At 60.9% G+C, this 24843-nt stretch carries 24 protein-coding genes, 1 tRNA gene and 1 pseudogene; 15 read left to right on the top strand and 11 right to left on the bottom strand.

The window, feature by feature from the left end:
- Positions 1–282, top strand: a pseudogene (locus ACQY6C_RS07385) (potassium transporter); the annotation flags it as partial.
- A 7-nt stretch (positions 283–289) separates the two neighbouring features.
- Here ACQY6C_RS07385 and ACQY6C_RS07380 read toward each other — a convergent pair.
- Positions 290–379: transfer RNA gene (locus ACQY6C_RS07380), tRNA-Ser, on the bottom strand.
- Between the two features lie 170 nt (positions 380–549).
- Between ACQY6C_RS07380 and ACQY6C_RS07375 the strand changes: the two genes are divergently transcribed.
- The 10 genes from ACQY6C_RS07375 to mazG all read left to right on the top strand — a co-directional run bounded on the left by ACQY6C_RS07375 (position 550) and on the right by mazG (position 9470).
- A complete protein-coding gene (locus ACQY6C_RS07375) occupies positions 550–1584 on the top strand; it encodes a lytic murein transglycosylase (protein ID WP_427966903.1) in 1035 nt (344 codons plus the stop codon).
- Positions 1568–2569 carry an SPOR domain-containing protein gene (locus ACQY6C_RS07370; RefSeq protein ID WP_427966900.1) on the top strand — a complete coding sequence of 334 codons (1002 nt, stop codon included), beginning with the start codon at positions 1568–1570 and terminating at the stop codon, positions 2567–2569. Before ACQY6C_RS07375 ends, ACQY6C_RS07370 begins: the two co-directional genes overlap by 17 nt.
- Before the next feature lie 80 nt (positions 2570–2649).
- On the top strand, positions 2650–3762 hold the full coding sequence (locus ACQY6C_RS07365; RefSeq protein WP_427966897.1) for a D-alanyl-D-alanine carboxypeptidase family protein: 1113 nt from the start codon (positions 2650–2652) through the stop codon (positions 3760–3762).
- Positions 3759–4394, top strand: coding sequence for a dTMP kinase (gene tmk / locus ACQY6C_RS07360; RefSeq protein WP_427966894.1), 636 nt, complete (start codon positions 3759–3761; stop codon positions 4392–4394). Before ACQY6C_RS07365 ends, tmk begins: the two co-directional genes overlap by 4 nt.
- Positions 4391–5356, top strand: a complete 966-nt coding sequence (locus tag ACQY6C_RS07355) for a DNA polymerase III subunit delta' (RefSeq protein ID WP_427966891.1) — start codon at positions 4391–4393, stop codon at positions 5354–5356. Before tmk ends, ACQY6C_RS07355 begins: the two co-directional genes overlap by 4 nt.
- Complete coding sequence (gene metG, locus ACQY6C_RS07350; RefSeq protein ID WP_427966888.1) at positions 5349–6908, top strand: methionine--tRNA ligase; 1560 nt, start codon at positions 5349–5351, stop codon at positions 6906–6908. Before ACQY6C_RS07355 ends, metG begins: the two co-directional genes overlap by 8 nt.
- Positions 6909–6921: 13 nt before the next feature.
- Positions 6922–7698, top strand: coding sequence for a TatD family hydrolase (locus ACQY6C_RS07345; protein ID WP_427966885.1), 777 nt, complete (start codon positions 6922–6924; stop codon positions 7696–7698).
- Positions 7695–8462, top strand: coding sequence for an MBL fold metallo-hydrolase (locus ACQY6C_RS07340; protein ID WP_427966882.1), 768 nt, complete (start codon positions 7695–7697; stop codon positions 8460–8462). Before ACQY6C_RS07345 ends, ACQY6C_RS07340 begins: the two co-directional genes overlap by 4 nt.
- Positions 8459–8632 carry a hypothetical protein gene (locus ACQY6C_RS07335; RefSeq protein WP_427966879.1) on the top strand — a complete coding sequence of 58 codons (174 nt, stop codon included), beginning with the start codon at positions 8459–8461 and terminating at the stop codon, positions 8630–8632. Before ACQY6C_RS07340 ends, ACQY6C_RS07335 begins: the two co-directional genes overlap by 4 nt.
- A 61-nt stretch (positions 8633–8693) precedes the next feature.
- Positions 8694–9470 carry a nucleoside triphosphate pyrophosphohydrolase gene (mazG, locus tag ACQY6C_RS07330; RefSeq protein ID WP_427966876.1) on the top strand — a complete coding sequence of 259 codons (777 nt, stop codon included), beginning with the start codon at positions 8694–8696 and terminating at the stop codon, positions 9468–9470.
- Here the strand turns inward: mazG and hflX are convergent.
- From hflX to dusB, 7 genes are all read right to left on the bottom strand, one after another.
- Positions 9465–10763 carry a GTPase HflX gene (gene hflX / locus ACQY6C_RS07325; protein ID WP_427966873.1) on the bottom strand — a complete coding sequence of 433 codons (1299 nt, stop codon included), beginning with the start codon at positions 10761–10763 and terminating at the stop codon, positions 9465–9467. The genes mazG and hflX overlap by 6 nt on opposite strands.
- Positions 10764–10789: 26 nt before the next feature.
- Positions 10790–11332: an RNA chaperone Hfq gene (hfq, locus tag ACQY6C_RS07320; protein WP_427966870.1), complete on the bottom strand. Its 543-nt coding sequence runs from the start codon at positions 11330–11332 to the stop codon at positions 10790–10792.
- A gap of 160 nt (positions 11333–11492) precedes the next feature.
- A complete protein-coding gene (locus ACQY6C_RS07315) occupies positions 11493–12881 on the bottom strand; it encodes a sigma-54-dependent transcriptional regulator (protein ID WP_427966867.1) in 1389 nt (462 codons plus the stop codon).
- Positions 12882–12909: 28 nt separating this feature from the next.
- A complete protein-coding gene (locus tag ACQY6C_RS07310; RefSeq protein WP_427966865.1) occupies positions 12910–15141 on the bottom strand; it encodes a sensor histidine kinase in 2232 nt (743 codons plus the stop codon).
- Between the two features lie 72 nt (positions 15142–15213).
- A complete protein-coding gene (locus tag ACQY6C_RS07305) occupies positions 15214–16626 on the bottom strand; it encodes a sigma-54-dependent transcriptional regulator (RefSeq protein WP_427966862.1) in 1413 nt (470 codons plus the stop codon).
- 10 nt (positions 16627–16636) lie between these two features.
- Positions 16637–17713 carry a two-component system sensor histidine kinase NtrB gene (locus tag ACQY6C_RS07300; RefSeq protein ID WP_427966859.1) on the bottom strand — a complete coding sequence of 359 codons (1077 nt, stop codon included), beginning with the start codon at positions 17711–17713 and terminating at the stop codon, positions 16637–16639.
- Positions 17710–18726: a tRNA dihydrouridine synthase DusB gene (gene dusB / locus ACQY6C_RS07295; protein ID WP_427966856.1), complete on the bottom strand. Its 1017-nt coding sequence runs from the start codon at positions 18724–18726 to the stop codon at positions 17710–17712. The genes ACQY6C_RS07300 and dusB overlap by 4 nt, the downstream gene beginning before the upstream one ends.
- Positions 18727–18818: 92 nt before the next feature.
- Between dusB and ACQY6C_RS07290 the strand changes: the two genes are divergently transcribed.
- Positions 18819–19967 (top strand): bifunctional 2-C-methyl-D-erythritol 4-phosphate cytidylyltransferase/2-C-methyl-D-erythritol 2,4-cyclodiphosphate synthase, encoded by a 1149-nt coding sequence (locus ACQY6C_RS07290; RefSeq protein WP_427966853.1) that lies wholly within the window; start codon positions 18819–18821, stop codon positions 19965–19967.
- Between the two features lie 14 nt (positions 19968–19981).
- Complete coding sequence (locus ACQY6C_RS07285) at positions 19982–20485, top strand: CinA family protein (RefSeq protein WP_427966850.1); 504 nt, start codon at positions 19982–19984, stop codon at positions 20483–20485.
- On the opposite strand, the gene ACQY6C_RS07280 is transcribed toward ACQY6C_RS07285, so the two are convergent.
- Together ACQY6C_RS07280 and lipA are read right to left on the bottom strand one after the other, a co-directional pair.
- Positions 20446–20907 (bottom strand): type II toxin-antitoxin system RatA family toxin, encoded by a 462-nt coding sequence (locus ACQY6C_RS07280; protein ID WP_427966847.1) that lies wholly within the window; start codon positions 20905–20907, stop codon positions 20446–20448. The genes ACQY6C_RS07285 and ACQY6C_RS07280 overlap by 40 nt on opposite strands.
- Entirely contained in the window at positions 20907–21851 is a 945-nt protein-coding gene (gene lipA, locus ACQY6C_RS07275; RefSeq protein ID WP_427966844.1) for a lipoyl synthase, read from the bottom strand. Before lipA ends, ACQY6C_RS07280 begins: the two co-directional genes overlap by 1 nt.
- A gap of 97 nt (positions 21852–21948) precedes the next feature.
- On the opposite strand from lipA, the gene ACQY6C_RS07270 reads away from it, so the two are divergent.
- Complete coding sequence (locus tag ACQY6C_RS07270) at positions 21949–22587, top strand: carbonic anhydrase (RefSeq protein WP_427966838.1); 639 nt, start codon at positions 21949–21951, stop codon at positions 22585–22587.
- A gap of 39 nt (positions 22588–22626) precedes the next feature.
- The gene (locus tag ACQY6C_RS07265; protein ID WP_427966835.1) at positions 22627–23334 is read left to right on the top strand and encodes an NYN domain-containing protein; all 708 of its coding nucleotides are present in this window, start codon (positions 22627–22629) and stop codon (positions 23332–23334) included.
- Between the two features lie 89 nt (positions 23335–23423).
- Here ACQY6C_RS07265 and ACQY6C_RS07260 read toward each other — a convergent pair whose 3' ends face one another.
- Positions 23424–24761 carry a hypothetical protein gene (locus ACQY6C_RS07260; protein ID WP_427966832.1) on the bottom strand — a complete coding sequence of 446 codons (1338 nt, stop codon included), beginning with the start codon at positions 24759–24761 and terminating at the stop codon, positions 23424–23426.
- Between the last annotated feature and the right edge of the window lie 82 nt (positions 24762–24843).

Below are 24843 nucleotides of genomic sequence, written 5' to 3'. Positions count from 1 at the left end.
TTGGGTTGCCGCGATATCATTCGCGAAACCTATGACGGGTCGCTCAGGATCGGCAGGACGGCGCTGGAGGCGCTCGGGCACGATCGGCAATCGGCGCAGGCCATGGTCGACGCTTTCGAGCAGATGGACCGCAGCTCCATGCGCGAAGTTGCCGACGTTTACGACGTGAATATCCCCGCGTGGCAGAACGAAGCGCTGGTGGCGAAGATCAGGGATCTGCGTGCCCAGTGGGATCCCAAGCTGCGCGAGCAAATGGAAGAAATCGTCAAGCGTGGCAGGTAGGAAGGTTTGGCGGACAGGGTGGGATTCGAACCCACGGTGGGCTTGCACCCACGGCGGTTTTCAAGACCGCTGCATTCAACCGCTCTGCCACCTGTCCGCTGGTCACGCTCGCTAGCGTGGGGAATTGCGGTTGTCACCACCAATTGCATCGTTTGGATAAGCACGTGGCTCACACCAGCCCGATTTGTGCCGTGCCAGCAACGCAGTTGGTCGAAAAATAGTGTTTGGTCATTGGAGTTTAATGATGCCGATGACACAATGCGGGTCATGTCGTTTAAACCAATACTGCTCGCTACCGCCCTGTTAGCTGCTGCCGTCCATTCGGCACCCGCGATGGCGCAAGACATTCAAGCGACACAGCTTTCCTTTGACGCATATCTGCAATTGCTGATTGCGCGGGCGCGCGCCGAAGGCGTCAGCGAAGCGACGATCCGGCGGATGACCGGCGATCTGACTGCGAATGAGCGTGTCATCCAGCTTGACCGTTCGCAGCCGGGATCTTCGTCCGGTAGCGGCTATCCGCCGCTTGCACCGTACATTTCGCGCCATGTCGATGCAGCCAGGATTGGCGGCGGTCGAGACATCTACCGCAACTACCGTCCGACATTGCAGCGTATCGAAGGGGAGTATGGTGTGCCGGGCGAAATCGTGCTCGCCATTTTCGGTCACGAGACCGCTTATGGACGGGTGAAGGGCGGGTTCGACCTCGCGCGTTCGCTTGCCACACTTGCCTGGGAAGGCCGACGGCGCGAACTGTTCGCCGGCGAGTTCGTCGCCCTGCTCAAGGTTGCAGACAAGGGCTATCCGCGCTCGACTTTGGTCGGAAGCTGGGCTGGTGCATTCGGCAATCCGCAATTCCTGCCCAGCACCTATCTGCGGCTGGCCAGGGACGGCGATGGCGATGGCAGGGCCGATATCTTCAACAACCGGGCCGATACCTTCGCCTCGATTGCACATTACTTCCAGGATGCGGGGTGGCGCAGGGGCCAGCCCTGGGGCGTGCGCGCTTATCTGCCGACAGACTTCGACGTCGATGCCTACAAGACCAAGCTCAGAGCGCCGGTCTGTCCGCGCGTGCATGAGCGCCACAGCCAGTGGAAGACGGTGGGCGAATGGCGCAAACTGGGTGTCCAGCCGCAACGTCCGTTGGACGAAGCAGTGATGGCGTCGCTGTTCCAGCCCGATGGGCCGGGCACGCCCGCATGGCTGTTAACTACAAATTATCGGGTTATCCTCGAATACAACTGCTCGAACTACTACGCGATGAGTGTGGGAATACTGGCAGATGAGATTGCTCGATGAGAGTTTCGCGCGCCCGGGCGCTGTCCTGGCGCTGACAACTTCGATGGCGCTTGCGCTCGGCGGTTGCGGCATGCTGGGTGGGAGCGATCGCCCTGCCGCGTCGCTATCGGCAGGTGCTAATGCCGCGTCACAGACCGCCAACGGTCCCTCGGCCGATTATCCGGTAGTCTTGGGCGATCCATTCACCATTGATGGCGTCGAATACGTTCCGGTGGACAGCTTGAACTATGATGAAGTCGGATACGCCACCTTCGATCCAGACAGCGGCATAACCGCTTCACACAAGACACTGCCACTGCCGAGTTACGCCGAGGTCACATCGCTGGAAACCGGCGAGACGATACTTGTGCGTGTCGAACGGCGCGGACCTATGACCGGCAAGCGGCTGATCGGCCTCTCGGCAGGTGCGCAGGCGCAGCTCGGTGCATCCGAAGGAACTCCGGTTCGGGTGCGCCGGGTCAATCCACAAGAGGTCGAGCGTGCTGCGCTGAGGGCAGGGCAGCCTGCGCCGGAGCGGCTGGCGACGCCCATGTCGCTGGTGGCGGTGTTGAAACGCAAATTGCCTGCAGCAGGATCGACCTCGCTTGCGCTGGCAGGCGAGGGCCAAGATTCAAAGCAGGAGCCCGATAAGGAAGAGATAGCCGGACAGGTGCAGATCGCGAGCAGTCTTCCGGAAGAGGCGAATGACCCGCATTCCGCCGACGAGACTGGCGCGCAACCTGTCGTTGCGCAGGTCGAGCCACCGACGCCGGCCAGCAATCCTGCTCCATCGTCCAAGTCCGGACTGGTCGTGCAGGCCGCAACCTTCTCCAGCGAGGCAAATGCGAAACGCGCAGCAGTGGCGCTTGACGGTTTCGTGGTTCCATCCGGGAAGTTCTACCGCGTCCGCACTGGCCCATATACAAGCCGTGGACAGGCCAATGCTGCGCTCGCCAAGGTGAAGTCGGCAGGTTATAGCGACGCACGAGTTATTACTGCTGGATAAGCGCCGGTCCCTTGCCGGCGGCGGGGATCGAATTGAATCCATTCTTGCGAGTTGTGGCTGCGGCAGCGGCGCTTTCGTTCATGGCGGGCGGGGCGCACGCGCTGCGCGTGCCTGAAGGCGATGCGATCGCACAGGATGCCCCGATCGCGCTGCTGGTCGACATGCGCTCGGGCCAGACGCTCTACTCAAAGCAGGCTGACCGCCGTTTTGTCCCGGCATCGATCACCAAGGTGATGACAGCCTATGTCGCCTTCGAGATGATCGCAGCCGGCGAGTTGAGCGAGGCGCAGCAGTTCACCTTCAGCGAAGCGGCTGCGGAGGAATGGAAGCACACCGGCTCGACCATGTTCCTTGAGCCCGGCGAGAAAGTGTCTGTCTCGATGCTGTTGCGCGGCATAGCCTCGGTCTCCGCCAACGACGCCAGCATTGCGCTGGCGGAAGGAGCGGCTGGATCAGTTGATGCCTGGATCGAGAAGATGAATGTGACCGCGCGCAAGCTGGGCATGGTCAACAGCCACTTTGGGACTCCCAATGGCTGGCCTGATGACGGGCGGACATTCACGTCCGCAAACGACTTGGCCAAGCTGGCTCGGGCGCTCATTTCGGGTCATCCCGATCTCTATGCGCGCTATTTCGGCAAGGATGGCCTGCGTCACAACGGGATCGCCCAAGCCAATCACGATCCCATCACACGCGCTGTTAAAGGTGCGGACGGAATCAAGACGGGCTTCACCAATGAAGCGGGATACGGCTTTCTCGGCAGCGCGGAGCGTGACGGCACGCGACTGATCATGGTCGTTGCAGGTGTCGACAAGCCTCGCGTGCGGCGGGATGTCTCGCGCGGTTTGATCGAATGGGGCTATGACGGCTTCGCGCGCCGCCTGATGTACGGAAAGGGCCAGCAGGTCGCCAGCGCCCGTGTGCAGGACGGGACGAGCGATCATGTAACGCTGGTGCCGGCCGCACCAATCAAGCTGGCCGTGCCTGATGGCGAGAACCCCGCAGTTGTCCTCAAGCTGCGTTATGAGGGGCCGCTCAAGGCTCCGATTGCCAAGGGTGAGGAAGTGGCAGTGCTGGAACTCACTGTTGCCGGCATGCCAACCTCGCAGATCCCGCTGGTCGCGGGCGACGATGTTGCGCGGGCGGGCACCTTCCGCCGCATCTGGAACGGGCTGACAGGGTGGTTTTCGTGATGCGCGGCCGGTTCATTGCACTCGAAGGAGGCGAAGGCGCCGGCAAGTCGACACAGGCGCGTTTGCTGGCCCAAGCTCTTGGAGCGCGAGGCCTTAAAGTCGATCTCACGCGCGAGCCGGGTGGCACCCCCGGTGCCGAGGCAATCCGCAATCTTCTGCTCGATCCGCCGGGCGAGGGCTGGGAAGCTGAAGCGGAGGCGCTGCTGTTCGCCGCCGCCCGATCGGATCACGTCGCGCGCCGCATCCGGCCTGCGCTGGAACGCGGTGAATGGGTCGTGTCCGACCGTTTCGTCGATTCGAGCCGCGCCTATCAGGGCGGGGCGGGGGCTTTGGGTGACGAGGCGGTTGTAGCGCTTCACGCAATCGGCAGTGGCGGCTTGCGGCCCGATCTCACGGTGCTGATCGAAGCGGACGAAGCGCGCGTTGCAGAACGGCTTGCCGCGCGCGATGGCGGCGAATCCGATGCGATAGGCGGCCGCGACATGGGTTATCACCGGCGTGTGGCTGAAGCATTCCGGCGCTATGCTGAAGAGGATCCCGGAGGTTTTGCCGTGATTGACGGGTCCGGTACTCCCGAGGAAGTCCATAAGCAGATCATGCAGGCGGTGGCGCCGTTGCTGGAGCGAGTATGACCGAGTGGCCGAACCACGGCGAAGCCTGGCGTGAGTGGCGCGACGCGATGGGCGGTCACCGCATGCATCACGCGTGGATTCTCGCGGGCAAACCCGGCTTGGGCAAACGGGATTTTGCCGCTGCTGCTGCGCGCGAACTGGTGGCCGAACCCGGCATTCCGCAGCCCGAAGGCGATCATCCCGATATTCTCACGCTCACCTATCTCCCCAAGGACGACAAGGAAGAGAAGAAGCGCGCCGAGGGCAAATCCTACGAGGTGAAGCGCAATATCTCGGTATCGCAGATACGCGCCATGCAGCATCGGCTGACGACAAGGCCCACGCTGGGTTCGCGCCGGGTGATCATCGTCGATCCTGCTGACGATATGGAACGCAATGCATCCAACGCGCTACTCAAGAGCCTTGAGGAGCCGCCCAGGGGCACCTACTTCCTGCTGGTGACGCATCGGCCAGCGCGCCTTCTGCCAACGATCCGCTCGCGTTGCCGGATGCTGCGTTTTCCTATGCTTCCTGCGGCGCAGATTGAAACCTTGCTTGCTCGGGAAATGCCTGATGCCGATCAGGCAGCCCGTGAAGCTGCGATCGCGGCGGCTGGCGGTTCGCTTGGAGCCGCACGGACCTATATCGAGCAGGACCTGGGCCCGATGGCCGGGTTGATGCGCCGTATCCTGACGGAAGGCGACCCGCAGTTGGCGCTCCGCGGCGAACTGTCGCAGGCGATGGGCAACCGGCCCGACCGGGCGAGAATTCAGGCCATGCTGGAGCTGGCGCGCTCGACCGTGGCGCAGCAGGCGCGCGTGGCAAATGCGGCAAATCGCATGGCTCTGGTCGATACCCATGCCGCGCTGGTGGAACTGGCCGCGCAGGCGCCGACCTATAACTTCGATCCCGGCCTGCTGGTGATGGAGACTGGCGGCTTGCTTGCGCGCGCGGCTGAGGCTAGCGAGCGCGCCAATGTCTGAACCCTATTATATCACCACCGCCATCAGCTATCCCAATGGGCGGCCGCATATCGGCCACGCCTATGAAGCGATCGCGGCCGACGTCATCGCGCGTTTCCAGCGCCAGATGGGGCGCGACGTGCGCTTCCAGACCGGAACCGACGAACACGGGCTGAAGATGGCCCGCAAGGCAGAGGAACAGGGCCGCACGGCGCGCGAGCTGGCCGACGAGATGTCTGGCTATTTCCAGGAAATGTGTGCCGCGCTCAATGTCAGCCATGACCGCTTCATTCGCACGGTCGAGCCGGAGCATCACCGCGCCAGCCAGGCGATCTGGCAGGCGATGGAGGCCAATGGCGACCTCTATCTCGATCGCTACGAAGGCTGGTACTCGGTCCGCGACGAAGCCTATTACGACGAAAGCGAGCTGGAGAGCGGCGAGAACGGCGAGAAGCTTTCGCCGCAGGGTACGCCGGTCGAATGGACCGTCGAAGAAAGCTGGTTCTTCCGTCTGTCGAATTATCAGGAGCCGCTGCTCGAGCTGCTCAAATCGCCCGGATTCCTTGAACCGGAAAGCCGCCGCAACGAGATGATCGCCTTTGTCTCGGGCGGGCTGCGCGATCTTTCCATCAGCCGCACCAGCTTCGACTGGGGCGTGCCGGTGCCGGGCAGTGAAAACCATGTAATGTATGTGTGGGTCGATGCGCTCACCAACTATCTCACCGGGCTGGGCTATCCCGACGATACCGAGCTGTGGCGCAAGTTCTGGCCAGCGGACCTGCATCTGATCGGGAAGGATATCGTGCGGTTCCACACGATCTACTGGCCGGCATTCCTGATGAGCGCCAAGCTGCCACTGCCGAAGAAGGTATTCGGCCATGGCTTCCTGCTCAACCGCGGGCAGAAGGAATCGAAATCGCTCGGCAATGTCACCGATCCGCTCGAATTGGCGGAAAAGTTTGGCGTCGATGCACTGCGCTATTTCCTGATGCGCGAAGTCGCCTTCGGGCAGGACGGTAGCTATTCGCCCGAAGCGATCGTAACGCGCGCCAATGCCGAGCTGGCAAACAGCTTCGGTAATCTGGCGCAGCGGACGCTCTCCATGATCTCCAAGAATATGGATGGCGTCCTTGAAGCATTCGAGCAGGCGCCGGACGATGTGGCGCTGCTGGAAACGGTACGCACGGCCTGTCGCAAGTTATTGCCGAATGCATTTGAAAAATTAGCCTTTTCTGTCGGGATCGAAGAATGGATGCGAGCGGTCTATGCTTGCAATCAATATGTCGATGAACAGGCCCCCTGGACGCTTCGCAAGACCGATCCCGAGCGAATGAAAGCCGTGCTGCAGACGCTCTTCATCGCGCTGCGTGATCTGGGAATTGCGATCCAGCCAGTCGTGCCGGAGAAATCGGCATTGCTGCTTGAACAACTTGGCGTAGCCGAGGATGCGCGCCAGTTCTCCGATCTGGAGGACGAAAACTGGTTCGTATCTTTGGTCGATTCCGGCTTTACCGTGGCAAAGCCCACGCCAATCTTCCCACGGCTTGAATTGCCAGAAGAAGAAGCGGCCTGATGGTACATACCCCATGCTGATAGATAGCCATTGCCATCTTGAGTACGAGGGGCTGGTCGACGATCGGCAGGGCGTGCTCCAACGGGCGCGCGATGCCGGGGTAGGGGGCTTCCTCAATATTTCGACCCGCCAGGCCGAGTGGGGGCAGGTCGTTGGCACAGCCGAGCGCGAAAGCGATGTCTGGGCCAGCGTGGGCATCCACCCGCACGAGGCAGATGCGCATGAGGATCTGGGCGCGCAAACGCTGCTGGATGCCACCCATAATCCGCGTGTGATCGGGATCGGCGAGACCGGGCTCGACTATTATTACGACAATTCGGAACGCGAGACGCAGCGCAAACTCTTCCGCATGCATATCGGTGTCGCGCGCGACACAGGCCTGCCGCTGATCATCCATACGCGTGACGCGGAAGAGGATACGCTGGCAATTCTCGAAGACGAGATGGGGAAGGGGGCCTTCCCTGCGCTGATCCACTGTTTCACCGCTTCCGCCGGTTTCGGGCGCAAGGTCCTGGAAATGGGCCTGTCCATCTCGATTTCGGGTATTGTGACCTTCAAGAACGCGACTGAGCTTCAGGAAGTTGCGAAAGAGGTTCCCGCAGACCGGCTGCTGGTGGAAACCGACAGCCCATTCCTGGCACCGGTGCCGCATCGCGGCCGCAAGTGCGAACCGGCTTTCGTCGCTGACACCGCGCGGTTTCTGGCAGAGTTGCGTGGCGAGGAACTGGAACACCTCGCACAATCAACGACAGACAATTTCTATCGCCTTTTCGGAAAGGCGCAGCGTTGAAGCTGCTGATGCTCGGTTCAGGCACCTCGACAGGTGTCCCGCGGATCGGCGACGATTGGGGTGATTGCGATCCGCAAGAGCCGCGCAACCGGCGCACGCGGGTCTCGATCATTGTCGAGAGTGACGAAGGAAAGCGACTGCTGGTCGATACTTCGACCGATCTCAGGCAACAGTTGCTGACAAATGGAATTCCAGGCATCGACGGGGTGTTCTGGACGCACGATCATGCCGATCATTGCCACGGAATCGACGATCTGCGCGTGTTGCGTTACGGGCGCGGCGGCCCGATCCCCGGATTTGCCTCGCAAGAGACTGTACGGCGGCTGCGCCAGCGCTTCGGCTATGTCTTTGCCGGCCAGCATGGCTATCCCACGATCGTCTCGCTCGACACGCTCGATCGGCTGCGCATGTTTGCCGGATTTGCGGTGGAATGGTGCCAGATGCCGCATGGTCCCACGGAAACGACCGGCTTTCGCTTCGAGGCGGATGGCAAATCCATTGCCTATCTCACTGATTATAGCGAGATTACGGACGAGATGATCCATCTTTGCGAGGATGTCGACGTGCTTGTGAGCGATTGCCTGCGCCGGGATCCACATCCCACGCACGCCAATCTGGCCATGGCGATGGAACTTTCCGATCGCTGCGGCGCCGGTCGGCTTGTCCTGAGCCATCTCGACAAAAGCATGGATTACGCCACAGTGGACGCCGAAACGCCCGACAACGTCATCGTCGGTTATGACGGATTGGAGTTTGTCGCATGATGGAAGGCTCGTTGGTTCAGATCGTCGCCTTGCTTGGCTGGCTGATCCTGGCAGGCAGTGCATTGGCGTCTTTCAAACTCAGTTGGAGCAAGGCTCTCAAGATGAGCTTGACCTGGTTGGCGATATTCGGCGGTGTTTTCCTGCTTTTCAGCTATGTTTCAGGTGGATGAGAAGGATTTTTACTAAGGATTATCCGTTACTGATTTAACATAATATGTATTATCATACTCAATGAACAGTCACACACTCACTCAGTTTTCCCGCCTCCTCTCGATCATGGCGACTCTCCGTGACCCCGAAAACGGTTGCGAATGGGATCGTGCGCAGCGTTTCGAGACAATCGTGCCGCACACGATCGAGGAAGCCTATGAAGTCGCCGATGCGGTCGAGCGCGGCAATCTCGATGAGATTTGCGACGAGCTCGGCGATTTGCTGTTCCAGGTCGTGTTCCAGGCGCGGATTGCCCAGGAATCCGGCCAGTTCGACATTGAGGACGTCGCCAAGGCCATTTCGGACAAGCTCGAAGCGCGCCACCCCCATATCTTCGGTGACGCTGAAATGCCCGGCGGTATGCGCGAAGAACGCTGGGAAGCACTAAAAGCACAGGAACGGGCCGAGAAAGGCGCCTCAAGCGCCATGGAAGGCGTTGCCAAGGCTCTTCCGGCCTTGCTGCGCGCGCAAAAGCTGCAGAAGCGTGCAGCCCGGACGGGCTTTGACTGGCCCGATCATGATGGCCCTTCCGCAAAACTTCATGAGGAAATCGAAGAACTTGCAGCCGCAACCTCAGAATCAGAACGAGTTGAAGAAGCGGGTGATTTACTGTTTGCGGCGGTCAATCTGGTGCGTGCCTATGGCGTGAGCGCCGAAGATGCGCTCCGAGCAGCCAATATCAAGTTCGAACGCCGCTTCCGCGCAATGGAAGATCTGGCAGATGGAGGCTTTCCGGACTTGTCGCTCGATCAGCAGGAAGAGCTCTGGCAGCAAGTCAAAAGGGGCGAAAACTCATAGGCTTTCAAACTGGCCCAATTCCTTTGGATTGAGCCGCACGGTAATCTCGCGCATAGGGCCGCCCTCGCCTTCGATTGCTCCAGCATCATCATCCGATAGCACTTCGCCATGCGCGTAGAGCCAGGCAATCCGGCGTCCGTCGCTAGCGGGAACGGTAAAGCTGCGCTCGCAGGCCTTGCTGGTGAGTACTGCACCGAGCTGTTCAAGCAGCAGATCGACGCCTTGGCCAGACAGGGCCGAGATTATCACCGCGTCTTCCCGACCAGCGGCCACGGCTTGCAGTTCATCGCGCCGCTCGTCGTCCAGCAGATCCAGCTTGTTCCAGACTTCCATGATGGGAATGTTGCTGGCACCGCTCTCGCCATCGACTACGCCAAGGTCAGCCAGCACGGCCATCACCTGCTTTTTCTGCGCAGAGTGTGCCGGATTAGCCATGTCTCGCACATGCAGTATGATATCCGCGGCTGTCACTTCCTCCAGCGTGGCGCGAAATGCCGCCACCAATTGCGTCGGCAAGTCGGAGATAAATCCCACCGTGTCGGACAGGATCGCCTTTTCAACCCCTGGTAGCGTGATCGCGCGCATGGTCGGGTCGAGCGTGGCGAAGAGCAGATCTTCGGCCATCACATCCGATCCGGTGATGCGGTTGAACAGGGTCGACTTTCCGGCATTGGTGTAGCCGACCAGTGCGATGACCGGCCAGGGCGCACGTTCGCGCCGCTCGCGGTGGAGCCCGCGCGTCTTGCGGACCTGCTCCAGCTCGCGCCGCAATCTGCCCATACGCTGGCGGATCATTCGCCTGTCGGCCTCGATCTGGGTTTCACCCGGGCCGCCGAGGAAGCCGAATCCGCCGCGTTGGCGCTCAAGGTGGGTCCAGCTGCGCACCAACCGGCTTTGCTGGTAGTCGAGATGCGCCAGCTCGACCTGCAACCGCCCTTCCGCCGTTGCCGCGCGTTCGCCGAAGATTTCCAGGATCAGGCCGGTGCGGTCGATCACCTTGCGTTTGAGCTTCTCTTCCAGATTGCGCTGCTGGATCGGGCTAAGCGCGCCATCGACTACGACCAGTTCCGCCTCATGCAGCTCGCAATCGGTCGCGATCCGTTCGACCTGCCCTGCCCCGAACAGCGTATTGGGCCGCACGTCGCGGACCGGGATGATTTGCGCATCGGCAACGGTCACGCCGATCGCCAGCGCCAGGCCGCAAGCTTCTTCAAGCCGTTCCTGCGCATCGAGATCGTGGCGATTGGCCCGGATATCCGGGCACAACACTAGCGCCCGCGCCCCGCGGGTCACTTCACCCAGTAAATCGTCGTCGAAGCTCAGTCGTCCTCGCCTTCCCAGTCCTCGCTCAAATCGACATGAGATGCTGGCTGGATGGTTGAAACGGCGTGCTTGTATGCAAGCTGGACGAATCCGTCGCGCTCCAGCAGCATGCAGAACAGGTCATAAGAGGCGATCCGGCCCTGCAGCATCACGCCATTGACCAGGAACATGGTGACCTGGACGCCGACTTCGCACACGCGCGAAAGGAATACGTCCTGCAGCAAGCGCTGCTTGCGGTTGCCCATCTGGCTGGCGAACTGTTCGGCGTCGATCGGCTGGCCGGGCATGATGGTGGAGATCGCATGCTTGTAGACGAGCTGCGACTGGCCATCTCGCCTCAGCAGAATCGAGAAATTGTCGAACCAGGTGACAATGCCCTGCAGCTTCACGCCCTTCACCAGGAACATGGTGACCGGCGTCTTGTTCTTGCGCAGCAGGTTGAGGAAAGCGTCTTGTAGATTGGCGTTCTTGCTATCCTTGGAAGTAACCGGTTCGGATTCCGGCCGCGGGCGCGCGGAGAGGGTTCGCCCATTAGTCATAGCATTGGCTCCTTGTTCTTGGCGGCCGCCCTTGCGGTCCGCAATCTGGCACAGCATAGAAATGCTGCACCGCAGTGAATCCTGGTCATAATGGCGCGAATTGCCGGATGCGGCAATGCCGGAATTGCGCGTCGCTACGTATTCAGCACAAATTCCGCATCTAATTCTTCGCGCTCTCTTCCCGTCGTTCAGTCATGCCCAACAGTTTGAGTTTGCGGTGCAATGCCGATCGTTCCATTCCGATGAATGTTGCCGTCTTTGAGATATTGCCCGAAAACCGACGGATCTGGATGCTGAGATATTCGCGTTCGAAACTTTCGCGCGCTTCGCGCAACGGAATTCCCATCATCGCCGATAGTCCGTGGTTGGCATTCGCCGTGTTCTCGCCGGTAATCTCGGTCGGCAGCATGTCCGGCTCGACCTTCTCCAGTCGTTCGCGCGGTGCGAGAATGATCGTGCGTTCGACGACATTGCGCAGCTCGCGGACATTGCCCGGCCAGTCATAGGCCTGCAGCGCTGCCATTGCTTCTTCGGTAACCTCGGGCGGGAAGATCCCTTGCTCGGTCGAGTAACGGGTGAAGAAATGCTCTGTCAGCGCCGGAATATCGTCGCGTCGTTCCGCCAGCGAAGGGATCGTCACTGGAACGACATTGAGCCGGTAGAACAGATCCTCTCGGAAGCGCTTCTGCTCCATTTCCTCGGTCAAATCGCGCGAGGTGGACGATACGACCCGGACGTCGACCCCGATCTGCCGTGTGCCACCGACCCGGACAAAGCTCTGATCGGTCAAGACGCGCAGGATGCGGGCCTGGGTCGAGAGCGGCATGTCGGCCACTTCGTCGAGGTAGAGAGTTCCGCCGTCAGCCAGTTCGAGCAATCCGGGGCGCACCAGATTTCCATCGGCTTCTTCGCCGAACAGTTCCTGCTCAAAGCGTTCGGGCGTGATGCGCGCGGAATTGACGATCACGAAGGCGCTCTTGGCGCGCGGGCTCCAGCTATGCAGCAGACGAGCGGCCACTTCCTTGCCCGCGCCCGCCGGGCCGGAGATCAGCACACGGCTGCCGGTATTGGCGACGCGCTTGAGCGTCGCGCGTACCTGGTTGATGGCGGAAGAGTTGCCGGTGAACTCCTCGCCGCGCGAGAAGCCCTCGCGAAGCTGTGTGTTCTCGCGCCTCAGGCGTTCGGTTTCGGTCGCGCGCTCGACCAACAGCAGCAGACGTTCTGCCTCGAATGGTTTTTCGATGAAATCCATTGCCCCGCGGCCCACGGCGGAGACGGCGGTATCGATATTGCCGTGACCGGAAAAGATGATGACCGGCAATTCGGGCTCGCGCGCCTTGATCGCGTCAAGCACTTCGAGTCCGTCCATCTCGCTGCCATGCAGCCACACGTCGAGCAGCACCAGGCTCGGCCGGCGTTCATCGATCGCGGCCAGCGCTCCGGTGCTGTCCGCCGCCGTGCGGCAGGAATAACCTTCGTCGCTCAGCACACCGGAAACCAGTTCCCGGATGTCCCGTTCATCGTCGACGATCAGAATATCGAGTGCCATGCCTGGCTTTACCTTTCACCGGGCCGAATCAGCCCGCCTTTCCTTTATCGTTGGCCAGCGGATCGCGGGCGAAACGCATCACAACGCGCGTTCCGCCTGCTTCGCTGGTTGAAAACGTCATATCGCCGCCATGCTCGTCGACGATCTTGTTGACGATCGCGAGGCCCAGTCCCGTGCCCTTCTCTCGCGTGGTCATATAGGGTTCGGTGATACGCTCGCGGTCTTGCGGCAGGCCCACACCATTGTCCTCGATCGCCACGCAGAGCAGATCGCCATCAGTCCACATTTCGACCGCGACGCGCCCGCGAAAATCGAGCTCTGCGTCCTTCGCGCGCGTTTCCACCGCTTCGACCGCGTTCTTCAGAACATTGGTCATCGCCTGGCCGAGCTGGTGCCGGTCGCAACTGATCTTTCCATCGTCGACATTGTCGATCGACAGAGCGAAATCCACTTGTGGATGTGCGACTTCCTGAAGGAACAACGCCTGGCGAACGAGATCGATCGCGTCTTCCTTGCGAAAGTTGGGCTTGGGAAGGCGAGCGAAGGATGAAAACTCGTCAACCATCTTCCGCAGGTCGCCAACCTGGCGAATGATGGTGTTGGTAAGTTCGTCGAACAACTCGCCATCGCTCTCGATCTGTTTGCGATAACGCCGGTTGAGTCGTTCGGTGGCGAGCTGGATCGGGGTCAGCGGGTTCTTGATCTCATGCGCGATCCGCCGCGCGACATCGGACCATGCGGCCTGGCGCTGATCGAGGAGCTGCCGCGTGATGTCCTCGAAAGTAATCACGTGCCCGTCCCTCTCAGGCGCAATCTTGACCGCCAGCGTAAGCAGCTCGTTGCCCTTCTGGTGCGTCACGACGCCGCTCGACACGCCTGAATCGACCAATTGGCCGATCTGGGGCGAGAGCTTGCTGAGCGAGGCGCCGATCGATGTCTGGTCCGGATCTTCGACAAGCAGGGCCTGCGCCGAAGGATTCATCAGCAATATGCGCCCTTCCCCGTCGATCGAGATGACACCCGAGGTAACCGATTCCAGCACCGCTTCCATGAATGCACGGCGATCGTCGAGCTGGCGGTTGGCGCTGACAAGTGCGTCGGTCTGCTTTTCAAGTTGCGCGGTCATGCGGTTGAAGGCGCGGTTGAGCAGTCCGATCTCGTCGGCGCCAGTTCGCCCTTCCACACGCAAGGCGAAATTGCCTGCGCCGACCTTGCGGGCGGCGCCCACCAATTCGGTGAGCGGCTCCACCTGACGGTCGGCAAAGCGAAGCGCAAACCACACGGCGACCCCGACGAGCGCGAGACTGACGACGAACAAGGCAAGGTTGAAGCGCAATTGCAGCGCCCTCGCCCGTTTGGTCAGATCGTCATAGGCGGTCGAAATGGATTTCGCTCGCTCCCATGTACGGAAGAAGTCGGCTTCGGAATTGCGCGAATTGTAGAGGTAGATACCGGCATCTGGATCGATTGGTGCGATGGCTTCGATCCGCGAGGAATTGGCGGAGATTACCACCGGCTCCCCATTGTTCAGAGTCTGGAGCGATTTACGCGCGAATGTGGTGGGATTGTTGCCTGCTGTCACGTTGAAGGCCGCAGCGACACGCATGTCATCCGTATCGACGCGCTGCAAAATCACGCTTTCGCTGAGCCCGCGTCCCTGCATCTGGTATGCGACCACCTCGACAAATTTTTCGTCTGCGAGGTCCGACAGCGACACTTGCGGCAATTGCTCAAGGTAGTAGCGAAGGTCCCCCGCCATGGTGATGGTTTCCTGCGCCACCTCCAGCTGGTTCTGCTCATAGAAAGTGTCGGCGAGTTGGCGCGAACTCTCGATCAGACCACGCGAATTGTCGGAGAACCAGAAATCCACGCCCGACTGGAACAGGAAGGCAGCGAAGGCGGCGACGAGCAAGGTGGGAACCGCAGCGATCATGGAGAAGAAGAACACCAGCCGCACGTGCAATCGCGCGGTGCTGCCTGCTGCTCGCTTCAGTGCCATTCGCCTGCCGAGTAAGACCAGCAAGGCCATCGCCGGTATCAACGTCCCGATCAGCAGGACCGCCACTTTGGCTGACGGAAGCAATTGTCCGTTGGCTGGAGCGCTGGTGAATGCGAACCAGGTGCTCCAGATCGCCAGCAGGAAAGTTATGCCGAACGCGACTTCGAGCCAGAAAAACAGGTTGGCACGGCGGGAGGCGACCTGAAACCGGCGCCACCATCGCGGCGCCCGATTGGACAGTGACCTTGCCTGCATCTCCATAGTTGCGGCTTTACAACGGCACTGTTGCAAAGTTGCAAGCAGTTTTTGTGGCTTCTGCGTTGGATCGTATCGCTAGACCGGTCGAGCGAAGCGGTCGGGGTCGATTTCCAGCTCGCTCAGCCGCTTGCGCAAGGTATTCCGGTTGATGCCGAGCAGGCTTGCTGCACGTAGCTGGTTTCCGCCGGTTTCACCCAGCGCATGTTCGATCAGGGGTTTCTCGAATGCAGCAAGGGCGTGCTGGTAGAGCGTTCCCGACGGTGGATGATTGGCTGCTAGCCAGTCTTTCAGCGCGCCGCCAAATCCGGTTTGGGCCGCATCACCCTGCGGGGCCTTCTCAGGACCGATGAACTCCTCGATCGATTGTGCATCTATCATCTCCTTGCGAGACATCAGCACGAGCCGGTAGATCACATTGCGAAGTTCACGCACATTGCCGCGCCATCTGCGCTTTTCGAGAACCGCAATCGCATCGTCGCTGATCCGGCGGTAAGGCAGGCCCTCCTCGGCGGCGATCCCGAGGAAATGATGCGTCAGAACGGCGATGTCCTCGCTCCGGTCGCGCAAGGGTGGTAGCTCGATCGGTACCACGTTGAGGCGGTAGAACAGGTCTTCGCGAAAAGTGCCCTGAGCAATCATCGGCATCAAATTGCGGTTGGTCGCGGCGATGATGCGGACATTGACGGCGATTTCCTGACGCCCGCCAACTCTCCTGATCCGGCCAGACTGCAGTGCACGCAGCAAACGGGTTTGCGCTTCAGCAGGCATATCGCCAATCTCGTCGAGGAACAGCGTTCCGCCATTGGCCTGTTCGAACTTGCCGATTGTCTGTGCGACCGCGCCGGTGAAGGCGCCCTTCTCATGGCCGAAAAGCTCGCTTTCGATCAGATCATGCGGGATGGCGGCGGTGTTGACGGCGACGAATGGGCCTGACTTGCGTGAACCGAGCTGGTGGATCGCTTCTGCGACCAATTCCTTCCCGGTCCCCGACTCGCCGGTTACCAGCACGGTCAGGTCGTTTCGCAAGACGCGCGTAATCATGCGATATACGCCCTGCATCGCGCGGCTGCGCCCGACCAGCGGCATTCCGTCGCCTTCCGTCGAAGGTGCAGCGCCCTCGCCCGGCTTGTGCCCGGCGGCCTGGTTTACCGCGCGGACCAATTCGTCGAGGTCGAAGGGTTTGGGGAAGTATTCGAAAGCCTGCGTTTCGCTCGCACGCACCGCCGTATCGAGCGTGTTCTGAGCGGACAGGACAATTACCGGCAAGTCTGAATCCTGCCCCCGAACCCGGTCCAGTGAAGCGATGCCATCGCCATCGGTGAGCATCACGTCGGTCAGCATGGCGTCGAACCGGTGTTGCTCCAACAGCCGGTCGCGGCCCGCAATGCTGTCGCAGCGCAAGACGTCATATCCTTCGTCTTCGAGCGCAGCGACAATCACGGTCGCGATTGCCGCATCGTCTTCAACCAACAGGATCTTGCTGCTCATTGCACTTCCATCACTTTGCGATCTGCAGGTGGATACGGAAATGCGTCAGCCCTGCCTTCGCATCCCTTTCGTGACTGATCCGCCCGGCCATGTCCCGCACCAGCTTGCGAACCAAAGCCAGCCCGAGGCCCTGGCCCGACTTCTTAGAGGTGACGAATGGTTCGAACACGTGGTCACCCAGCGCTTCGTCGATGCCGGGGCCGTTGTCGGTCACGGTAACCTCGATCGGCAGCTTGATGGCGCGGCCCAGGCGGATCGCGCTGAAGGCGAAACCGCTGACGAAGCGTGTCTTCACCGTGACGCACGGCTCCTCCGATCCGGCGGCTGCATCGCGCGCATTCGAGATCAGGTTGATAAGCACCTGCTCGAGAGCATCCTGGTTCGCCAGCACAGGCGGCAATGAAGGATCGAACTCTTCGCGAATATCCACGCCATCATTGCCTGCCGCGCCCACGGTCGCGATGGCAGAACGAATCGCCTCGTGCAGATTGCATGGGCCCACGGTGCCCGCCATCGTGCTGCCGAGCTGCTGCATCCGGTCGATCAGTCGCGCGATCCTATCAACCTCGTCGGTAATCATGCGGGCGAGCGGCCGGTCCTCAGGCCTCAGCTTGCGTGCGGCGAGCTGGCCTGCGCCGCGGATTGCGGCCAGCGGGTTCTTTATTTCATGCGCGAGGATCGAGGGCGCGCCGAGCGAGGTGGCATCAGCCTGATCTTCGTTGCCGACATCGTCGCGCCCGGTTTCCGAGATTGTCACGACCCGCCAGCCAGGATGCGATCCAAGCGGCGAAAGCGTAAGATTGACCCGCCGCGTGATCCCCGAAGCCATCATGCCGACATCGCGCGCGACCAATGCAGCCTCATTGTCAGCCATCCGTTCGATGACCCGTGGGTCCATCATCTTGAGGACTTCGCTCAGGTAGCTGCCGATCATCCGCTTGGCGCTCTTGCCAAGCATGATTTCAGCCGCCTGGTTGGCCTCAACGATCCTCGTATCGCCATCGACAAGGATCATGGCGAAGATCAATCCGCCGATCTGGGCCGCCGGTCCCGGCCGTTCGCCCAGTCTGTGCGAATGGGCGTTCACGCGGCCTTGCGCCTGATGAATGGCTCGTAGAATCGCTCGATTTCGCCAAGAACCTGCTCAGGATCGTCGATGAAGTTCGCGTGATTGCGGAACTCTGCCGAGCCATGCATTCCCTTGGTGTACCAGCCCAGATGCTTACGCGCGACCTTGGTCCCGACGCTGCGCCCGTAATGCTCAAGCATCGCCTTGTAGTGTTCTACCAGCACCTCGTACTGTTCACCGAAGCTGGGGCTTTCCAGTATTTCGCCGGTGCGCCACCAATGCATCACCTGGCCCAGCAGCCACGGCTTGCCATAGGCCCCGCGCCCAATCATCACACCATCCGCACCCGATTGCTCAAGCGCTTTCGCCGCGTCTTCTATCCCGCAGATATCGCCATTGACGATGACAGGGATCGAGACCGCATCCTTCACCTTGCGAATAAAAGCCCAGTCGGCGCTGCCCTTGTACATCTGGTTGCGCGTGCGGCAGTGCACGGTGATCATCTTGACGCCCAGATCCTCGGCGATCCGTGCAAGTTCGGGTGCATTGAGGCTGGCGTGGTCCCAGCCCATGCGCATCTTGACGGTCACCGGCACGTCGACCGCGTTCACCGTCGCTTCCATCAGCTTTGTTGCGAGCGGGACTTCGCGCATCAGCGCGCTGCCAGCCATGCCATTGGTGACCTTGCGCACCGGACAACCGAAATTGATGTCGATGATTGCGGCGCCGCGATCCTCGTTGAGCTTGGCCGCTTCGCCCATGCTTTCCGGATCGCAGCCCACGAGCTGCATGGAAACCGGCTCTTCGATCGGATTCCACGCGGCCTTCTGGATCGACTGGCGCGTGTCGCGGATAGCCGCCTGGCTGGCGATCATCTCGGTCACGTTGAGGCCGGACCCATAGCGCCGCACCAGCGAGCGGAACGGCAGATCGGTCACGCCGGTCATCGGCGCGAGCACGACGGGCGTGTCGATCCGGATCTCGCCGATCTCGATCGGCTTGAGCGCCGGAGGATTTGGGAGCGAACTCATCTTGCTTTTGCTGTCTATTGCGGCAATGCCTAAAAATTAGGCAGCGCATAGTGGATTGCGCATTCGGCGTCCAGTGCCTAAGCGAGCGCGCCATGGCGGATGCCACACCCCTCCCCCCCTTCGCAGCCATAGTTGTCGCCGCAGGCAAGGGTCTGCGCGTGGGCGGCGATGTGCCCAAGCAATTCCGTAACTGGCGCGGTAAGCCATTGGTGTGCCATTCGATTGAAGTCCTGCGCGGTGCCGGTGCTAATCCGATCGTGCTTGTGATTCCGGCTGGAGGAGAAGATCTGGCGCGCCAATCGATTGGCGAGATTGACGGTGTGTCTTTCGTCACGGGCGGCGAGACACGCCAGCAATCGGTGCGCAATGGGCTCGAATCGATAGAGGGGACTGGTTGCGAGCGCGTGCTAATCCACGATGCGGCACGCCCAGACCTGCCTGACGCTGTGATTGCGCGGTTGCTCACGGCTCTGGGCGAACACGCCGGCGCCATCCCGGCGCTGCCACTGGTCGACAGCATCGCCATTGCCGACGGTGCGCTGATGGCAGGCAAGGCGGATCGTGAGACGCTGCGCAGGGTACAGACCCCTCAGGCCTTCCGTTTCGACGAAATTCTTGCGGCCCATCGGGGCTGGCAGGGCGCTGCCGATGCCGGTGACGACGCACAGGTGTTGCGGGCCGCCGGTGGCGAAGTGGCGCTGGTCGACGGGGACGAGCGTCTTGGGAAAATTACCTTTGCGGAGGATTTCATGAGCGAACAGCCCGCAATGCGTGTCGGTCAGGGTTTCGACGTTCACCGTCTGGTTGCGGGCGAGGAATTGTGGCTGTGCGGCGTGAAGATCGACTACGACAAGGGTCTTGCAGGCCATTCGGATGCCGATGTAGCTTTGCACGCGGTGGTCGATGCGCTGCTCGGCGCGATCGGTGATGGGGACATTGGCACCCATTTTCCGCCCAGCGAACCGCAATGGAAAGGCGCGCCCTCGCCCCTCTTCGTCGAACATGCCGCGAAGCTTGTCGCGGATGCAGGCTATGCCATTGGCAATGTCGATCTGACCCTGATCTGCGAGGCGCCCAAGATTGGCCCGCATCGGGACAGCATGCGAACAAGGCTGGGCGAGCTGCTTGGACTTGACCTGACTTGCGTTAGCGTGAAGGCAACCACGACCGAGATGCTGGGGTTTACCGGTCGTGGTGAGGGAATCGCCGCTCAGGCCATGGTAAGCCTGTTTCGAACCTGAAACTGGAGACTCGTATGGATCAGGGCAACCTCCTGCCGAGCGATATCGACGATCTGGCCGAGCGCGTTGTCGAGGAAAACGCGCGTCAGGGCCGCAAGGTCGTGCTGGCTGAAAGCTGCACCGGCGGGCTGGTCGCTGCCGCGTTGACCGAGATTCCCGGCTCATCCGCCGTGCTCGATCGCGGCTTCGTGACCTACTCAAACGAATCGAAGATCGACGGGTTGGGCGTCTCGAGCGAGATCATCGAAACCTTTGGCGCGGTCTCGATCGCCTGCGTCTGGGCCATGGCCAAGGGCGCGCTCGAGCGCAGCAATGCCGATGTTGCCGTCGCGATCAGCGGTGTGGCAGGCCCCGATGGCGGTACCGATCTCAAGCCAGTGGGCACGGTCGTTTTCGCCCGCGCCCTGCGCGATTCGGAAGATGAGCCGGAAGGCGAGCTCAAACATTTCGACGGCAATGATCGCGCCGAGATCAGGCGTCAGGCGACGGTCTGCGCGCTCGAACTGCTGTTGCCGTAGAGCTCCGCCGCGCGCGCTTCGAAGGCCTGGACCATACGCCGGAACGCGCGGTCGAAATACTGGCCGGCCATGGCCTCGAACACCCTGCTCTTGAATGTGAATTCGACGGTGAAGTCGACTTCGCATCCACCATCCGGCGCGGGAGTGAACTCCCACTTGTTGTCGAGATCGCGTAGCGGGCCGTCGACATAATGCACATCGATCAAGCCCGGACGGTGCTTGTGCACCTTGGATGTGAACTTCTCGCGCAGCGATTTGAACCCCACCACCATGTCGGCGATCATTTCGCTCTCGCTGTCGGACCTAATACGCGTGGCGACGACCCAGGGCAGGAATTCGGCATAACGACCGACATCGGCGACCAGATCGAACATCTGCTCGCAGCTATAGGGTAAGTGCCGCTTTTCGCGGATGCCTGGCATCAGGTGGCTTGCTTCGCCAGTTTTGCGGCACGCGCTGCCCGCATTTCGGCGAAATCGTCGCCCGCATGATAGCTCGAGCGTGTCAGCGGAGTCGCTGCGACCTGCAGGAAGCCCTTTGCGCGCGCGATAGAGCCATAGGCCTTGAATGCCTGCGGATTGACGAACTCCTCGACCTTGGCGTGTTTGGGCGTAGGCTGGAGATACTGCCCCATGGTGATGAAATCGACTCCGGCGCTGCGCATGTCGTCCATCACCTGATGCACTTCGAGCCGCTGTTCGCTCAGCCCCAGCATGATGCCCGATTTGGTGAAGATCAGCGGGTCGTGATGTTTCACCTCTTCCAGCAGGCGCAGTGAGGCATAGTAGCGCGCACCCGGCCGGATCGTGGGATAGAGCCGCGGCACCGTTTCAAGATTGTGGTTGAAGACATCGGGACCCGCCTCGCAAATCTCCTCGACCGACTGGCGCATGCGGCCCTTGAAGTCGGGCGTGAGGATTTCGATCGTCGTTTCCGGGGTCTCTCGGCGCAGTGCCTTGATGACTTTCACGAACTGCCCTGCCCCGCGATCGGGCAAATCGTCGCGGTCGACGCTGGTGATGACGATATGCTCCAGCCCCATTGCGGCGGCGGCAGCAGCAGTATGTTCGGGCTCAAGCGGATCGACCGGCATCGGCATGCCCGTCTTGATATTGCAGAAGCGGCACGCACGGGTGCAGGTGTCGCCCAGGATCATCACCGTGGCATGCTTCTTGGTCCAGCATTCGCCGATATTCGGGCAAGCGGCCTCTTCGCACACGGTATGCAGGTTGAGATCGCGCATCAGCCTGCGCGTTTCCTGGTAGCCCTTGCTGGTGGGCGCTTTCACCCTAATCCAGTCGGGCTTTCGCAGGCGCGGCTCACGCGGCGCGTCATTATTGGGCGGCGTAGAGGAAAGATCGTTCATGGCGCCCATCTAGGCGCGTCGGTCTGCGCTCGCAAGCAGGGCATAGCTATTCCTTTCGGCCTTGCCGCGTGGGCGATTTCGTTGCAGCAGTCAGCTCATGAAGAACTTTGACCAGATGATCGAAGGATATCGCCGTTTTCGCAGCGGAGACTGGCGGCAGCAGCACAGTCGTTGGGATCAGCTCAAGAAGGGGCAGCACCCGAAGGTCATGGTGATTGCTTGCTCGGATAGCCGGGTCGATCCGACGCAGATCTTCGATGTCAATCCGGGCGAGATATTCGTGGTCCGCAATGTCGCTGCACTGGTTCCTCCATTCGAGACTTCGCCGGGGCGTCATGGTGTGTCGGCAGCGCTCGAGTTTGCAGTCCAGTTTCTCAAGGTCCGCGAGATCGTGGTGATGGGGCACGGCATGTGCGGCGGGTGCCTTGCGGCCCTCACCCAAGAGCTACGCGGCAATGAATTGGGCGAAGGCGGTTTCGTCGCTGACTGGATCGAAATGCTCGATCCGGTTCGTGATCCGATCGCGGCAGAGCTGGGAACCAGTGGACGCCCGGCGGAACGGGCGATGGAGCAGGCGGCAGTCAAGGTGAGCCTCGCGAATCTGCGCACTTTCCCTTGCATTCAGGAGAAGGAGGAGCGCGGGTCCTTGACGCTGCACGGCGCCTATTTCGCTATTTCAGATGGGATCCTGCACGTTCTTGATCAGGCAACGGGGCAATTTCGCGCGGCGGAATAATCGCTTGCCGCGTGACACAATGATGCCCATTTAATCGCCATGTCAGAAATCAACGCAGGCAATATTGCCCTCCTGATCGACGCCGATAATGTCGACCCGCGCGGGATCGACGCCGTGCTGACCGTCCTGGCAGAGCTGGGACAGGTCAATATCCGCAGGGCTTACGGAAATTGGGCGAAGGATGCGCTCAAGCGCTGGGGCACAATTACCAATCACTACGGCATCAGGCCGCACCAGCAGTTCGACCTGACGCGGGGCAAGAACGCCACCGATATGGCGATGACAATCGACGCGGTTGACCTGCTCTATCAGGGCAAGGTTGACGGGTTCGGGATCATGAGTTCGGACAGCGATTTCACGCCTCTTGTTACCCGGCTGAGGCAGGACGGCCTGCCTGTCTATTGCTTTGGCGACACGAAAACGCCCGAAGCGCTACGCACTGCGTGCACGCGCTTCATCGACGTCGGCAAGCTGATGAGCGGCGACGAGCGCTATGGCGAGGAGAAAGCGAGCAATGCCGTCGACGAGGAACTTATCGAACTGCTTGGCGGAGCGTGGAAAGCTTCGAGCCGGGATGACGATGGGTTCGCCAAGTTACAGGAAGTCGGCCAGATTGCCGGCAATCGTTCGAGCTTCGATGTTCGCAACTATGGCTTCAAGAGACTGAGCGAACTGATCCGCTCACTCGACCGGTTCGAACTCAAGCGAGGGGACGACGGGCAGATTTACGTCAAGCGCCTTCGCTGACGAAGTCAGGATCAAGGTAGCCGGATAGGCGAACGGCGCGAACCCTTCTTGAGAGTCCGCGCCGTCCAATCAGCACAAATTGTCAGCTATCAGCCTTCAGTGCTGGCCACGGTTGTCGCCGCGGGTGCGGCGGCTCCGGTCTTCTCTGCCATATAGGCTGCCCATAGCATGGCGATCGGCGCGCGCTTGCCGGTGACCTGATCGAAATTGGCCTTGGCGTCCGCAAAATCACCAGCGTCAGACTGCGCGATGCCGAGACGCGTCAAAACGAGATTGCGATCGACGCCGGGCATGTTGAGCGCCTTGGAATAGAATTCCGCGGCCTTGCCCGCTTCGCCATAACTCAGGAAGGCGTCGCCCGCCGCAACGACGGTCCGAATGCCGGCATTTGCTGCCCGCGCATCGCGTTCCAGTGCGGGGAGTTCCGAACGGTCCGCCGCAATGCGGCCCGATGCCATCTTGAGCGCGTCGGCAATATAGATGTCGTCCTTGCTCACATGGCCGGACGCGTAACCCTGGTTGATTACGGTCTGGACTTCCTTCGGCAGGCGGCGCGCATCGGCGGCCTCGACATAGTCGATATACTCCTGCTTGTTCTTGATCGTCCCCTTGCGGTAATTCAGCCGCATCAGGTCGAGCATTTCAGCCCCGGCATATTCGTTCAGGTTGCGCGCAATATTGATCGCGTCACGCCAGTTGGATTCGGAAGGATAATCGCCGATCCAGCCGGTCACGAACTTGTAAACCTTGGGGTTCGAGGCGTTGTAAGCCACCGAAAGACCGCGCCGATACCATTGCACGTCGACTGGCTGCCCAGCAGCCTTCTGCTCGGCAATGGCGGTGCTGAGATAGTCCAGGCCTTCATCGATCCGATTTTCATTGAAATAGCTTTCCGCCATTGCAATTCGCAGAGCGGCAGGGGTGACCTCGGCGGTCGAAAAGTTGTGCTGAATCGCCTGCTCGAGATAGGCGCGCGCCTGGGTATGTTTCCCAGCGACCGTCGCAAGCTGGTAGCCGAGGAAGTTGAACTTGCCGAGATTGGCTTCGTCGATCTTGCCGCTCTCCAGCATCAGGCCGATGCCCTGGAGCTGCAGGTCCTGATTCTGGGCCTTGAGCCCGACATTGTAGGCCATGCTGCCAGCGGCGTTCTTTTCGTCAGGTGTGTTGGCAAGCGCAACCAGGGCCGGGATCTGTGCAGCCGTGGCGTTCATGTCGGCTCCTTCGGTATTCAGAGCTTCCTGAACCGGCGTGAACGCGGCCACGAATTCCTTCGAATAGGGCGCAGCCTTCTTCTCTTTCTTCTTCGCGTAGGCGGGCTGAGCTGCGACCGTTCCGATCAGCGCAGTTCCGGTAGCAAGTGCGATAGCGAGCGCAATGTGCGAAGCTGGCTTCTTCCGGGCACGTGGCTTACGGTCAAAAGGCGTCATTTTGGTACTCTCCTGGGATAAACTTGGCGCCCCTCACAGGCGCTGGACACACTCTCGCGGCTCCAATGGACCGCCTACTTTC

This window comes from Altererythrobacter sp., from assembly GCF_050299635.1.
Taxonomy (GTDB): domain Bacteria; phylum Pseudomonadota; class Alphaproteobacteria; order Sphingomonadales; family Sphingomonadaceae; genus Erythrobacter.
This window is presented reverse-complemented; position numbering and strand designations above follow the sequence as displayed.